12 protein-coding genes are annotated in these 14,545 nt (G+C 58.8%); 3 read left to right on the top strand and 9 right to left on the bottom strand.

Annotated features, from left to right (window positions below):
* Nucleotides 1–91: 91 nt before the first annotated feature.
* The 6 genes from AC0L23_RS37640 to AC0L23_RS37615 form a co-directional block, all read right to left on the bottom strand.
* Entirely contained in the window at nt 92–328 is a 237-nt protein-coding gene (locus AC0L23_RS37640; protein WP_473298007.1) for a hypothetical protein, read from the bottom strand.
* A 318-nt stretch (nt 329–646) separates the two neighbouring features.
* A protein-coding gene (locus tag AC0L23_RS37635) for an IS3 family transposase (RefSeq protein WP_473298009.1) occupies nt 647–1,746 on the bottom strand; the annotation gives its coding sequence in 2 pieces (ribosomal slippage) (nt 647–1,494 and nt 1,494–1,746; 1,101 coding nt in all).
* 188 nt (nt 1,747–1,934) lie between these two features.
* Nucleotides 1,935–3,110, bottom strand: coding sequence for a hypothetical protein (locus AC0L23_RS37630; protein WP_473358223.1), 1,176 nt, complete (start codon nt 3,108–3,110; stop codon nt 1,935–1,937).
* Nucleotides 3,111–3,182: 72 nt separating this feature from the next.
* The gene (locus AC0L23_RS37625) at nt 3,183–7,826 is read right to left on the bottom strand and encodes a DUF4082 domain-containing protein (protein WP_473358222.1); all 4,644 of its coding nucleotides are present in this window, start codon (nt 7,824–7,826) and stop codon (nt 3,183–3,185) included.
* 418 nt (nt 7,827–8,244) lie between these two features.
* Nucleotides 8,245–8,487: an acyl carrier protein gene (locus AC0L23_RS37620; protein WP_473299046.1), complete on the bottom strand. Its 243-nt coding sequence runs from the start codon at nt 8,485–8,487 to the stop codon at nt 8,245–8,247.
* Nucleotides 8,474–10,348 (bottom strand): HAD-IIIC family phosphatase, encoded by a 1,875-nt coding sequence (locus AC0L23_RS37615; RefSeq protein WP_473358221.1) that lies wholly within the window; start codon nt 10,346–10,348, stop codon nt 8,474–8,476. The genes AC0L23_RS37620 and AC0L23_RS37615 overlap by 14 nt, the downstream gene beginning before the upstream one ends.
* A gap of 137 nt (nt 10,349–10,485) precedes the next feature.
* Here AC0L23_RS37615 and AC0L23_RS37610 point away from each other — a divergent pair, with 137 nt between their 5' ends.
* Both AC0L23_RS37610 and AC0L23_RS37605 read left to right on the top strand, forming a co-directional pair.
* On the top strand, nt 10,486–11,109 hold the full coding sequence (locus tag AC0L23_RS37610) for a GNAT family N-acetyltransferase (RefSeq protein WP_473299050.1): 624 nt from the start codon (nt 10,486–10,488) through the stop codon (nt 11,107–11,109).
* Nucleotides 11,110–11,204: 95 nt separating this feature from the next.
* Nucleotides 11,205–11,603, top strand: coding sequence for a VOC family protein (locus tag AC0L23_RS37605; protein ID WP_039800752.1), 399 nt, complete (start codon nt 11,205–11,207; stop codon nt 11,601–11,603).
* On the opposite strand, the gene AC0L23_RS37600 is transcribed toward AC0L23_RS37605, so the two are convergent.
* Nucleotides 11,593–12,585, bottom strand: coding sequence for a hypothetical protein (locus AC0L23_RS37600; protein WP_473299053.1), 993 nt, complete (start codon nt 12,583–12,585; stop codon nt 11,593–11,595). The two genes, AC0L23_RS37605 and AC0L23_RS37600, sit on opposite strands and share 11 nt — an antisense overlap.
* Nucleotides 12,586–13,047: 462 nt before the next feature.
* On the opposite strand from AC0L23_RS37600, the gene AC0L23_RS37595 reads away from it, so the two are divergent.
* Nucleotides 13,048–13,203: a hypothetical protein gene (locus AC0L23_RS37595; protein ID WP_473299055.1), complete on the top strand. Its 156-nt coding sequence runs from the start codon at nt 13,048–13,050 to the stop codon at nt 13,201–13,203.
* A gap of 116 nt (nt 13,204–13,319) precedes the next feature.
* On the opposite strand, the gene AC0L23_RS37590 is transcribed toward AC0L23_RS37595, so the two are convergent.
* Entirely contained in the window at nt 13,320–13,661 is a 342-nt protein-coding gene (locus tag AC0L23_RS37590; protein WP_247548133.1) for an H-NS histone family protein, read from the bottom strand.
* A 365-nt stretch (nt 13,662–14,026) separates the two neighbouring features.
* The gene (locus tag AC0L23_RS37585; protein WP_473358220.1) at nt 14,027–14,425 is read right to left on the bottom strand and encodes a hypothetical protein; all 399 of its coding nucleotides are present in this window, start codon (nt 14,423–14,425) and stop codon (nt 14,027–14,029) included.
* Between the last annotated feature and the right edge of the window lie 120 nt (nt 14,426–14,545).

Below are 14,545 nucleotides of genomic sequence, written 5' to 3'. Positions count from 1 at the left end.
ACGGGTGGGCGACTTCAAATCGGAATGGTGGGCGAGATCATCTCGGAATCCTGGGCGACATCGATCGGAATCCGCAAGCGTCTTCTCCCCGTCAGCCGCGCTTCCTCTCAGAGGACGGTTTAAACTCGACGACCTGGTGCTGGGCGCTTGAATCCAAATGCTTTGTTTGTTTCAGGATCAGCTCAAGCTCGAGAGCTTCTATGGCGAGTTCATCCGCCAAGCGCTTGAAGCGCTCGTGCTTTTCCGCGTACTTCGCCCGCTGACTCATAAGGGCAAAGTCTCTGGCGTCAGCTCGGAGCCTCTCCAATCGTGGCCTGAGATCCTTCATGTCGTCCCGGCTCAGATTCTAAACTCATCCTCGGCGCAAACAAAACAATAACCGTGCTTGCTCGGTCGCGCATGAGTCAACTCCGGAAATAGGATATTGGTTCTTTCTTAACCGCTAGTTTGCCGCTTATTCATCGTGCGATATCTAGTCACGGTCGCCTGCTGGACCAAATTCAGGAACCTGGACACTTCGGATGTTGCAGGGGTGAGGGGGGTGACCTGCCACCGAACTTTCATCCGGCCGCATAGAGCCTCGGGGTGTTTTTGAAGTGCTCCCCAAAACTAGGCCAGCCGGCGCTGGAATTTGCCGGGGTTATGCTCATGCCGGCTGGGGCGCCGATGAGCCATTCAACAGCGATATCGGCGCCTTATTGCCGATCGCGCTGTGGGGCCGGACTTCGTTGTAGTCTCTGCGCCAATCCTCCATTTTCTGCCGCGCGTCGTCAAGGCTCAGGAACCAGTGCGTGTTCAGGCACTCGCTTCTGAACTTGCCGTTGAAAGATTCGATAAAGCTGTTGTCCGTCGGTTTTCCCGGCCGCGAGAAATCCAGCACCACACCCTTCTGGTAAGCCCAGATATCGAGATCACGGGAGATAAACTCTGATCCCTGGTCGACGCGAATCGTCCTGGGATAGCCAAGGAGCTTGCAGATACGCTCCAAGGTCAGCACGACATCCTCGCCTCGATAACTGAAGCGCGGATCGACGGCTGGCGAGAAGCGACTGAAGGTGTCCACAATCGTGAGAACACGGATCTTGCAGCCCGTGGCGAGCTGGTCGTGAACGAAGTCCATTGCCCAGGTCTCATTGATCTGGCGTGCTTCCGTCCTATCCTCGCGCAGCTTGGCCTTCACGCGACGCTTCGGCGCTTTGTTGCGTAATTGCAGGCTTAACTCCCGATAAAGACGATAGACGCGTTTGATGTTGATGGCCCAGCCGTCACGTTGCAGCAGGACATGGACCCGGCGATAGCCGTATCTCACCCGCGTCTCGCAGATGTCCTTGATCCGACTTTTGAGAGCGGCCTGGTCGCCGCGTTTCGACTTGTAGACGTACAGTGCGCGATCGATCCGAAGAGCCGAGCAGGCCCGCCTGATCGAGACCTTCCAGTCACTTCGCACCTTGTCGACAAGCTCACGCTTGCGGCCAGGCTTTAGAGCTTTTTTGACAGCACATCCTGAAGCATGGCCTTGTCCAACGACAGGTCGGCGACAATCCGCTTCAGCTTGCTGTTCTCTTCCTCAAGCTGACGCAGCCGCTTCATCTCTGGGGGCAACAGGCCAGCATATTTCTTCCGCCAATTGTAGAACGTCGCCTCGCTGATCCCGGCCTTGCGGCAGACCTCTGCCACTGCCGAGCCATCTTCAGCTTGCTTCAAAACAAATGCGATCTGCGCCTCTGAAAACTTCGATGCCTTCATGGAACTCTCCTCGTCCCGTCAGGGGATCATAATGGAAAATTCCAGTTCAAACTGGCCTAATTTGGCGGGGGCACGTCATCGCTTCATCTGTCCGTCCTTCTTCGGGCCGGACTTTAACTCCATCTGGAGGAAATACGCAGGGGCAGGTCACGGAGTCCTCGGAAAATCTTGGTTCTCTCAAAGAGCGGTCAGGGGCGCCGAATTGATTTTACAATAACAAGTTGATCATTTTGAATGACGCAGTCATTCACGTTCGTCCACTCATCGATGATAAAGTCGGTGATGAAAAACTTGCGCAAGGGGAACGGTCCGACAAAGCATACATTCTTCATTCGCAAGTGTGCGTTCATGTAACCATCGGCGTGAAGACGCAGACCAAACGGGCCCCCCTGGAACATGACGTTTTCCAGATCAATCAAATCGGGCTTCCAACTGTCGGCGACAAATATCCCGGCGGTTGCGGAGGTGTTGTGCGCGACAATGGAAGTATTGCGCAGAGTGATCGTTCCGTGATTGCCGGGACCATAGGCCTGAATCACATCGGCATGGTCATCGCCTTGTCCTGTAGCCTCAAGATAAGAATCCGCAATTGCGATATTGCCTTTAATCGCTCGGATACATTCGCGCGATTGGATTCGGAGTCTTGTTAAGGTGCAGCTGCCCCAGCAGCCAACCGTGTTGTCGCCGACTTCGTAATAGATATAGCTTCGATCTGTGAGTGATCCACCATCCGGTACGCCATCATCCAAACGGCTGTGGGAGATAGGACTGGTAAAGCGCGGATCGTTAAAGGAAAGCGGCGGTCCACTCGAAGGCATCGATGACGGAGCCGGTGCAGGATTAGGAGCGGGGGCTGCTGCAGGAGCCGGCGACGAGCTAGCTGGGGGAGGATTGGAATTGTCGTTACCGCGAGGACCATCTACGCCGTTATCGTGAGCGATGCGCCATGGGATATAGCCGTTTGCGCTTGCCCGACCAGCGACGAGTTTATCGTAAACCCCGGCAGGTTGAGTGCCAAGTAGGGGGCCACCGAGTGAACCACTGGCTCGAACCCTCACCTGCCGCGAGGCCTCGACGCGATCGCCAAGGTTAGACCTCGGCGGTATGGATGAAGTTGAAAATCTAAATGATTTCTGCTCTTGAGCGGCGGCGGTCGGCGACATTGCTCCGATCCCCAAACTCAAAGAGATCGACGCGATAGACGTCAATATTTCTGCGACTCTCATCAGTCCCCCTAAACGGCCTCGATCTTCTGCAGCTTTTCGCCAACTGGAATTCGATAGAAAATCGCAGGGCTCACAATTGAGTTTAGAAAAACCACCGTTGGCCGCATCAGGGTCAGCTTCCCGGACATCGATATCCATGCCATTCCACGCGGGAAGAACGATCGCGTCCCCGAACAGTCGCAGTTCGACGCTCACTATGGCCGGCGCCCGTCAGGACCCCACCGCGAGCCCCAGAGCGGAGGTGGCTGAGGGGTCCACCCAACGTCGGATCGTACCATCAAATATATCGGCCCCGTAGAGCCACCCGTCGGGGCCCTTCTGCAGGTCGACGATGCCTGGTGCGTTGTTGTCCACCAGCTGGACGCTGGCAACCTGCCGGCTTGCGTTCAAGGTCGCAGCGAAGATCGTTCCATTGTAGACATCGTCGAAGAACATGGTGTTCTGATTGTAGAAATCTCCCGCGGTTATCACGTGGGCACCGTCCGGGGCACCGTGGCTCTGAGTTAGGATGGGAAATACGGCAGGCGGGTCCGACTTATTGTTGCGGTTGCCATTGTTGTAGAAGCTGATCGCCTGGGGGAGTGTTTGGTAGCTGGCGGTCCTGTCTGGGCCCTCGAGATAGGGCCATCCGAAATTCGACCCGGCCGGGCCAGTATTGATCTCTTCCCAGCTGTCCCAACCTACATCTCCGAGCACGGGCAGATTGGTGACCGGATCGAAGCTGAAGCGATAAGCGTTGCGGACGCCGTAGTAGAAGACTTTCGACTGATTGCTGTTTGGATCGCTAGCTTGATAAAATGGATTGCCGGCTGCTCCCTCACCTGTAGTCGGATCGATCCGCAACAGCTTGCCGGAGAGATTGTGGATGTCTTGGACCCGCACTGCGCGAGGGTCCGCGAAATTATATGACGTGCCGTCGCCGACGGTGAGGTAGAGATAGCCGTCAGGGCCAAAATGAACGGCACCGATGGTATGCGAGTCGCCGTCTGACGCCAGATAATCGCGGATGTTCTGATTCTGAATCCCTGCCGAGTTCGGATCGTTGTCCTGCGCTCCGGTCTCTATCTGGCTGGCGGGGGCCGTTATGGTGGTGCCGTTGACGATACCTGATGGAGGAACGCTGGGATCGCCGTTGCTGTCCAAGTCCGGACGGCTCGTATACGCCCAAGTGCTGTTCTTGCCGACCAGCACGAACTCGCTCGCCGGATCGGCGATCATGGTGGTAGGGTCGACAGTCACCCTCACCAGACGAGAAGGTCGGTTTCCGGCCTGGTCGGGTCCCGCGAGGCCCGTCTGGCCCGCCGTCTCGGACGGATCGTAGGTGTAGAGCAGGTAGACATAGGGGCTGCCTGCGAAGAAATTTGGGTTCACCGCGATGCCCAGCAGTCCGCGATCGCTGACGTCATTTACCTCGCTCGACAGGTTGATGAGCGGCGTAGATCGCAGGGTGCCGTTGTCCACCACGCGCACCACACCGTCCTTCTGCGCGACGAGCATATAGCGGCCGTCGGGAGTCCATTCGATCGCTGTTGGTTCGTTCAGCCCCGTCACGGCCGTCTGGCCCACCAAATTGCCGAGGTCGGGGTTGTCATTATCCAGGATCTTCACTGTCGTCGTCGCCTGTGCGCCGAGAGTGGCGCCCGTCGGGTTGCTCAAGGTGACCGTGAAGGTCTCGTCGCTCTCCGGTGTCGTATCATTGATGATCGGGACCGTGATGGTCTGGGTCACCTGGCCAGCGGCGAAGGTCACCGTGCCGGACGAGATCGTGTAGTCCAATCCCGAGACCGCGCTGCCGTTACTTGTTGTGAAGCCGACCGTAGCTGCTTGATTGGCGCTGCCGCTGCGCAGCAGCGTGATTGTCGCTGTCGCTGTGCTCTCGGCAACGCTCACGGCGGCGTCCGCCATTGCTATGGAGGCGGGTGAGTCGTCGTCGATGATGGAGACGAGCACAGTGCGCGGGGCTCCAAGGGAGCCGGAACCGGGATTCTGAAGCCCGACAGCGAACGTCTCGGTACCCTCGGTGAGCTGATCGTTCACAATTGGGATGGTGAAGCTCTTGGTGCTCTCCCCGGGTCCGAAGACGATCTGACCGGTGTTCGACCGACCATTGAACGTGGGCTGGGTGTAGTCCAGTCCCGCCGTAGCCGTGCCTCCGGTGCCGATTTCGTTCGTCGTGTACTCCACGGTCGTTTGAGACTGGAGGTCGCCAGAGCGTACAACAGTGATGGTGGCCGTGCCCGCCGCTTCACTGACATAGATTGTGGAACTGTTAAGTAGTGCGATGACGTTGGATTGGGCGAATACGACGTCGCGGAAGTAGTTTGCGTTCTGATAGACGTTGGTCGGGAAGACGCCGCCAGTGGGGTCGTAGGCGCCGGCGCCGACGGGAGCGTTCAGGCCACCATTGCTGATGCCGGACGCGAAGCCTTGGGTGGTGGAGACATAGTAGCTGTTGATGTTGACCGAGACCACGTAAGTCGTGCCGGCCGCGATGGTGAGCGGGGTGGCGAGCGCCTGCTGCTGCCAGCCCGATGCGCCTTCGTTGGTGAAGGTGACCCTCGCCAGCTCCTGGCCGGTGGCCGACCAGATGTGGCCCACATGGGTGCCGGTCTCGTTCGAGGCCTTGTAGTACCGGATCGCCTGGATCACGCCGGACGTGTCGCTGGTGAAGCGCATACCCAGCTCGTAATCCGCTCCTGGTCCATCGGTGTTGTTGGTCAGATCGGGTGCCTGGGTGGTGAACAGCGTGGTACCCGAACTCGCAGCTGCAACCGTCGCGGTGGCCGCGCTGGTCACGTTCTCGCTGGTGCCGAGCTGGTCGGTGTAGGTGGTATTCACCCGGATCCGCTTGCCGACCAGGCTGCTGTCGAGAGTGAGGCTCGAGGTCGTGGCGGCGAGATTCGTCCAGGTGGTGCCGTCGGGGCTGCTCTGCCAAACGTAAGTGATGCTCGCTGGCACGCCATCAGGATCCGTGACGCTGGCCGTCAGCGTCTGGTTCTGGCTCGCCGTGCCGTTGATTGTGACGGCGCCGACGTCGTTGACGTTGGCCACGGCCGTGGCGGTCGCGGTGCTCACTGGCGCCTCGCTGCTGCCCAGCAGGTCCGTGTAGCTGGCGGTGGCGCGTATGAAGCTGCCAACCTGGGCCTGCCCGAGGGTCAGCGTGCGCGCCGTCGCGCCACTGATGTTGGTCCACGTGCTGCCGTTCGCGCTCTGTTGCCACTGATAGGAGATGGTACCTGGCACTCCGTCCGTATCGCTCACCGTCGCGGTCAAAATCTGGTTCTGCGTTGGCGTCCCGCTGACGCCCACCGCGCCGGGGTGATTGTTAGGATTTGTCGAGCCTGCGGCGAATACGACGTCGCGGAAGTAGTTTGCGTTCTGATAGACGGCGGTCGGGAAAATGCCTTTTGTCAAGTCGTAGACGCCGGCACCCGCTGGGGCGTTCAGGCCACCATTGCTGATGCCCGAGGCGAAACCCTGAGGGGTGGAGACGTAGTAACTGTTGATATTGACCGAGACCACGTAGGTCGTACCGGCCGCGATGGTGAGCGGCGTGGCGAGCGCCTGCTGTTGCCAGCCCGATGCGCCTTCGTTGGTGAACGTGACCGTCGCCAGCTCCTGGCCCGTTGCCGACCAGATGTGGCCAATATGGGTGCCGGTCTCGTTCGAGGCCTTGTAGTACCGGATCGCCTGGATCACGCCGGAAGCGTCGCTGGTGAAGCGCATACCCAGCTCATAATCCGCCCCTATCCCGTCGGTGGCATTGGTGATGGACGGCGACTGAGTGGTGAACAGAGTGGTGGTGGCACTCGCAGCTGCAACCGTCGCGGTGGCCGCGCTGGTCACGTTCTCGCTGGTGCCGAGCTGGTCGGTGTAGGTGGTATTCACCCGGATCCGCTTGCCGACCAGGCTGCTGTCGAGAGTGAGGCTCGAGGTCGTGGCGGCGAGATTCGTCCAGGTGGTGCCGTCGGGGCTGCTCTGCCAAACGTAAGTGATGCTCGCTGGCACGCCATCAGGATCCGTGACGCTGGCCGTCAGCGTCTGGTTCTGGCTCGCCGTGCCGTTGATTGTGACGGCGCCGACGTCGTTGACGTTGGCCACGGCCGTGGCGGTCGCGGTGCTCACTGGCGCCTCGCTGCTGCCCAGCAGGTCCGTGTAGCTGGCGGTGGCGCGTATGAAGCTGCCAACCTGGGCCTGCCCGAGGGTCAGCGTGCGCGCCGTCGCGCCACTGATGTTGGTCCACGTGCTGCCGTTCGCGCTCTGTTGCCACTGATAGGAGATGGTACCTGGCACTCCGTCCGTATCGCTCACCGTCGCGGTCAAAATCTGGTTCTGCGTTGGCGTCCCGCTGACGCCCACCGCGCCGGGGTGATTGTTAGGATTTGTCGAGCCTGCGGCGAATACGACGTCGCGGAAGTAGTTTGCGTTCTGATAGACGGCGGTCGGGAAAATGCCTTTTGTCAAGTCGTAGACGCCGGCACCCGCTGGGGCGTTCAGGCCACCATTGCTGATGCCCGAGGCGAAACCCTGAGGGGTGGAGACGTAGTAACTGTTGATATTGACCGAGACCACGTAGGTCGTACCGGCCGCGATGGTGAGCGGCGTGGCGAGCGCCTGCTGTTGCCAGCCCGATGCGCCTTCGTTGGTGAACGTGACCGTCGCCAGCTCCTGGCCCGTTGCCGACCAGATGTGGCCAATATGGGTGCCGGTCTCGTTCGAGGCCTTGTAGTACCGGATCGCCTGGATCACGCCGGAAGCGTCGCTGGTGAAGCGCATCCCCAGCTCGTAATCAGCCCCTGGCCCATCCGTGTTGTTGGTCAGGACGGGGGCCTGAGTGGTGAACAAGCTCGCCATGTTGTTCTCCCGCGCAGTCGGTTCTACTCAGTAAGGGAAAATTCAACGAATCAAATCACGGAACGCCAAGTTAAATGAATTAAAAAGAATTTATATTTATTAGTGACATATTTTAATACCCTTGTGAAGCAAGCGGCGTTTGCACGGATGTCAATTTCTCTTGAGAAGGTGTGGTCCCAGTCAGCCTCCGGATCATGAACAGCTGCTGTCGGCTGCTCCCGTTGATGCAGCCCGCCCCAGGCGCGCTCGCTTCAGTGGAGGCGAAGATCTCGGCGCAGGGGTTCCGCGCTTCCAGACGAACAATCGCCGGCGGCGGTTTTGCAGTGCGTGCCGCGTCACGCCCATAAGCTGGGCGAGAGACACCAAAAACGGTTAGCGGGCCGCGTACTCGCGCGATCGTCCTCGCGATGTCGAACTCCTATGGCTCTATCCGTTTCGCGATCAGATCGGCGAGCTCACCCAGGTTCCGGGCCGTCTCGACTTCGCCAACGCGGAATCGCACGCGAAACTTCTGCTCGACGGCGATGACGAGCGAGATCTGCATGAGCGAGTCCCACTCCTCGACGTCGGCTGCCGACAGCTCGGGCTTGGCCACGATCTTCTCAAGGAAGATACCGTCGAATACCTCCTGCAACTTCGCCAGTACCTCAGCCTGCTTCATAAGCCCTCCGGGTTACGCGGATCTTTGTCGAACGCGTCTGATACTTCTCCGCCGCAAGCTCGAACTCTTTTCGGGCGGCGGAGTCTTCCGTACGCACGAAGCCAAACTCCTCGTAGATCCCGGCGACGATCCCGTTCTTGGCCGTCGGAAGATAAATGCCGCGCACTTTCGCGCAGCCGGCGACCTCTGCAAGCCGAAAAATCTCGTTCATGATCTCGTCCTCGACCTGGCGCTTAAGCACGCGGCAGCTCATGAGCCAGGTATCGAGAACGAAGACGCCGCCCTCGATCTTTGCAATGACCACAGAGATGAGCCCGGAATCGCCGAACCGATCCTCGAGCCGCATCGTGAAGCACCGGTAGTCCGGCCTTTTCAGGAGCCCCTGGATCTCGGTTTCGGATCGACGGACCGTCGTCAGGTTGAACTGGTTGCTGCGCGCGATCAGCTGGGCAATGCGGGGTAGGTCGAGCGGGTCGAACTCCTTGATCATGCCTCGCATCTCGAGCGAGGCGAGGTAGGCTGGCATGTCGGTTACGCTCGCCGCGAGCTCCGTACGTCGCCGTTCCTGCCCGTATTGCGCCGTCCGCTCGAGATCCTCCTCGGTGACGTTCCGTGGCTCGAAATGGCGCCCGGCCTGGAGGCGGCCGATGAACTCGGCGGGATCCGGCCCTAGGAGCACGCCTTCGACCTGGGGCTGAAACTGGCGCACGATCTCGATCTCCGCCGGGTTGTCGTCGGCAAAGACGAAGCTGTCCAGGCCAACGCGGAGTTCATCCGCGATCCGCTGCAGGTTGTCGGACTTCGGGTCCCAATTGGCTTTGAAGGCCGCGAAGTGCTCCAGCCGGAGAACCATCTCGGGATGCTTCTCGAATACCTCGATCGCGCGCGCATGGTCGTTCTTGCTGCACACCGCAAGCAGGACGCCGCGTTCGGAAAGCGCAAGGAGGTACTTCTGGAAAGCCTTGAAAGCTTCGCCGCGGGGAGACGAGTCCCCAAGTTCGATTCCCTCGATACCGTCCTCCGCGATCACGCCGCCCCATAGCGTCTGATCGAGATCGAGCGCCAGCACCTTCTTCGGGCCTTGCTTACGGCAGGCGATCAGATGGCTTAGCTCTTGCGCGACGTCCACCAGAAAATCAGGTGAGCCGAGCTGCTTCGATTCGTACCATGCTCGCGCATCCTCCGCAGCCGTGATCCCTCGGCGTGCCGAGAGGAACTCGACGTCGCAGATTTGCACCTCAGCCGGGGCCCGGAGCCCGAGCTCAAGGTTCACCGCCTTGCGGAAACTCCAATCGGCCCCAAGCGTGCGCGAACGAAACGAGCCGAGATCGAGGTCGGCGGGCAGCGCAAGATTGGCGAGAATCACCGCCGCACCTGAGCGTTCGATGAAAGTCCGCGCGAGGTTGAGGAGCTGCTCCGCGGCGCCTACTGCAACTTCGCGCTGATGTGTCACGGCATCGAGGAGCGAGCCCGAAAACCGGCAATGGCTCGCGTTCGGCAGAATGAAGGCGAGATCCGGCTTGAAGGCGTACAGCGGACTCGAGCCGTCGAGGATTTCCGAGACGAAATTATCGTACTCGCCGAGGAAGCGTTCGCACTCGATTCCACGAATGGCCAGGAGGTGTTCAACCAGTTCGTGCAACGGATACAGGTTGTAGCCGCCGATCAAGGCGAGTCGGAGTCTTGGCTGACCACTTTCGGTCGCATGTAGCTTCGCCTTTTTTCGAAGCGTCGACAGAAAGAACAGTTCGGAAAAACTCGCGGCCTCCCGCGAGCGGGCGGCGAGACGCCCCCAGAACGCGGCGTCGCCGGACAGCGCTAAGGACTTGAGTTCGGCATCATTTACATGCCGGACCGGCAAAACGGGGACAGCGGCGAGAATAGCGAGCCTCCACCCAGAAAAGAAGCATCGTTTGATTGTCAGTCACATTAAATAATGATAATGTTCAGGTCAAATTAAATATATTTAGGGGCATTAAATTAAGGTGAAATAAATAGATGACGGCGCATATGGGATCAGAGCCGCCGAGCTCGGGCACGCTTGCCGCCAAGACTGAGAATCTCAAACGGCTTCCTGAGGGAAACAACCTGGTCCTTCGAGAGGTCCGGCTGGAGGACTCCGCGCAAATCATCGCTTGGCGGAACGATCCCGTTCTCGGCAAGTTCATGACCCGCGAAAAGCTGACCTTGACCCAGCAGGAAGAGTTTTTCCGAAGTTACCAGGCGAGGGCGCACGACTACTATTTCATTGCGGAGTTCAAGCGCTCGAGAAAACCGGCTGCCAGCATCGCCCTTGCGAACCTGGATTTCGCGGCGAAACGCGGCGAGGTGGCGCGGTTGATCGTCGATCCGGGTGCGCGCCTCTTTCTGGCCGAGATATTCGATCTGCTTTTAGACTTCGCGTTCGCGCAGCTAGGGCTTTCGGTCGTCGTAGCCAACGTGCAAAGCAAGAACGGGCCTGCGAAGAACTTCCATATTCGCCTTGGCTTCCAAATCGAAAAGATTTCGCCGAAGGCTTGGTGGAACGGCGACGACGTGATTACGTTTCGGATGTCGCGCGAAGATTATCCGCGGTTGAAGCAGGCCTGGTCGGCGCTGCTCCTTGATGCGCGGGAAGGTTAACTGCCCCCAGCAACTGGCCAGAGCAACGGAAGCAGCGCATCGCGCTTCCGGACGCACCCGTCTCCTTGCGCTAGCAAGAGAAGAAGGAATAGCAGATGGACTTGCATTTTCATCATTTGGGAATGGCGTGCCGAAAGATCGCGGCGGAGTTGCCGGAACTCGCGATAGCTGGCTACAGGCCTGAAGGACCGATATTCGAGGACCCGATCCAGCAAGTTCGGATCCAGTTCGTGTCAGGCGGCGGTCCGCGCTTGGAACTCATTGAGCCGGCCGGCGCACAATCGCCGGTGGAGGGTATCCTTAAGCGCGGCGGGAAATTCTACCATCTTGCTTACGAAGTGGGGCGGCTCGACGACGCGATCGCTTGCTTCAGGGAGCGGCAGTATCTTCCCGTATCGTCGCCTGCGCCCGCGGTCGCGTTCGACATGCGTCGCATAGTGTTTCTCGCCTCCGCGACGCGCACACTCATCGAGCTCATCGAGGCTAGGACCTAGTGTGAATTGGCGAAAGCTCGACGAGGGGCCGAGTAACGAGTTGCGCGAATCCGTCAGACGAAACGGTTCTACTGCGCCGAACCCACTCAGCAGCGCGGAGGCCGCCTGCCTGCAGTCTCACGATCGGTTCAGGGCCAATCTCCGACAGGAGAATGCCCATGTGCCCCAATGCCGGAGGCGCTGTTGGCCAAACGGCCAATCCATTTGCTGACAATACAGTTCGATCCATATCGCCCCAGAACTGCACGATAACGCCACCGGCGGGCGCGCAAGCAGCGAGGTGCGTTGCTTCCGGCGAACCGATACGAGGCTGAGCCGCCGGTCGCAGCGCGACGATGATTGCGTCCCACTCGTCGCGATACACAGCTTGGACGTTGTCAAAGGTGTCCACGCTCGCTCCAGAGCTCGTGAGACCGGCGCGGAGCGAGCCAACAAAGTCATTGTCACACAGCACACCAATGCGATTCCTGTACACGGGTAAACCGCAATCGTGGAGTTGCTTCACGCACAGTGGACCGAGAAACGAGAAGACATCGACTGACGGGTGGCGTTCGTTCACGCCGACAATCGGAATTCCGCGCCGTAAGCATGCTTCCATGTCGAGGTCCTTGGGGCGAAATTCCCAAGCCTCAAACATCAGGGCGATGACGGCCTCCCTTGGTAACTCATCAATGAGCGCCGCGGTAAGAGGCCGAAGATGGCCGCTGTTAGTTACAATATCCGTTTGATGGAGGATATCCGGGGTGATCTGCTCCAGGACGTCGATGCGATCGGCCACACCGACCGAATCTGCAAGCTCCAGAGTCTGTTGCCTTGCGTCAGCTGGTGTTCCGTGCCGCGTAGGTTTCGTGAAGGCATAGACGTGCCTGGCTCCGGCCATCGCTGCGAGGACGGCCGTCACGGCATACGCGCCGGTCGCAGCCTCGGTGAGGACCGTTAGTTCCGACAGGTCTAAGAGCGTTGCTGTTAGCGCTCGGCTCATCAAGGCTCCTAGACGCGGGAGTGAGAATCCTGGTCGCAAGGCCGTGTCGAAGCCAGGCCGCAATTGCCTGAATGTTGCTCCGGTCTCGGTTCCGGTCATGAATTGACTTTCGTTTTTACCACTTGGCAAGAGCGATGCTTTGTGCGCCGCCTATGTGGTCGAGCTGCCGTGAGCTCGTTGTGCGCCGAAAAGGTTTTATAGCGAAAGTTGTTTACGAGTTAATTGATGCATTTATGTTTATAATATTGCGAATTTAATGTCAATGACGGGCCGTGACCGCGCTCTGGCTGAGACGGCGCGGTAGTGCAACCTCAATGCTCGTAATGGACTGTGCGACCGGGTCGCCGTTTGAGGGCTATGCTGTGACGGCGGTCGTCATTTTAAATCGTTGAATTAACAAATTTAACTTGCCGCATGTCCATTCTGGCCTATTTTTATCTCAACGACGATTGGAGGACACTGATGACCCACCAGGATACCAACGGCGAAGATCGTCGTGAGTTCTTGAAGAGCTGCGGAAAATTTGCCGCTGTCACCCCTTCTGCCATGACGCTGTTGCTGTCCACCTCTCTGACTTCAACCGCCAAGTTCAGGCGGCCGTATTGTGCATGGCAATAATGGCTACGGCAACGGCGACGGTGACGGCAGTCCTAGCAATAAAGAGGACCGCGATCGCTAGATTTTGCGGTCCATGGACGGCCGCGCCGTTGCGGTGTGTCGGGGCCACGCCGTGCTCAACCGGTGCGGCGGCGCTTTTGGCTGGATGAGCGGTTAATCAACAAATCGTTCAGCTTCTTGCCGGCTCGGAGCTGCGCCTTCAGCCAGCGGGGTTGCTTGCCACGACCGGACCAGGTTTCGGACGGGTTTTTCGGATTTTGATACTTCGGCAGCACTGGCGGGTAGGGGCGGCGCGCACGTTCCCCGTTGGGGGCCCCGGAAGTTCCCTCGATCCTGCGAAGCCGCTCTTCGAGCTTGGCTTTTTCCGCGATCATTCTCCGACTAAGAACAGTCGTCACTTCATCGTAAAGCCGCCACAGCTCAGCCGTGGTCGCGGATGCCCACTCGTCGTTCCCCATGGAAGCCGTCCCCACTACTTCCGATTTGAAATAGGAGGGGGGCTTATCAGTCGAAGCCCCGTCGGGCAAGCCTGATCGGCCCGCGCACAGAACTCTAGTGTGCAGTGCGGTACTTCTTGACGCTACCAGCCGGGCCTGTGCCTTCGACCGGCCGGTCGCCTCCCAGCCGGTCTCCGCCGGCGGACCCTTCGCACCGGGCCGAGCAAGCGCTGCTCGGCCATCGACACGCGACTACGTAAATTCTGCAATTCGGTGAATTGAACGATCAGAGACTCATGCATTTGCCGCAAAACAGCCGAAGAATACATATGACCACCTACTCATTACCAGCGATGACCCGTGACCGCAGATTGAAGTTTGCCGGGTTAGCGAAAATGTCGCCCGAACTTTGCTGACCAAGTTTTCATCGGTGCTACTGCCGAAGCAGAGCCATTATCGTTCGAGACGTCTGTAATGGTTGGAAAATTTCCACTCTCATATTGATGTTGGATGAATAGTATTACTTTTTTCGCCTCCTTTTCGTGTGATGGGTCGAGGCTTTTAACTGCCTCGCTCCGGTCAAGTTTGTCGAATGTTAGATTTGAATCGTGAATGTGACTATATATCGTTCGTAATAAGTGGGTCGGTGATGAGCTGATGGCGGTTAACCAATCCTGACAAGGCAGCCACATACTGGAGCGCCAGATCTGCGGGAGAGTTTTGCAGATCACAGCCAGCTGAGAAGGCGCTGTTTGTAGATGAATCAGCTGCTTCGGATTTTCCATGGAGGACCGCAATCCTACGGTGCTGCACGCATTCTCAAAGCGAGTTACAGTGGTGTGGCCATCATGCGTTGCCGATGCGCGCCGTGACGAATTGACAGTCCGGCGTTTTGGCAGAACGGA

Source organism: Bradyrhizobium sp. MI1.4 (assembly GCF_055811315.1).
This window is presented reverse-complemented; position numbering and strand designations above follow the sequence as displayed.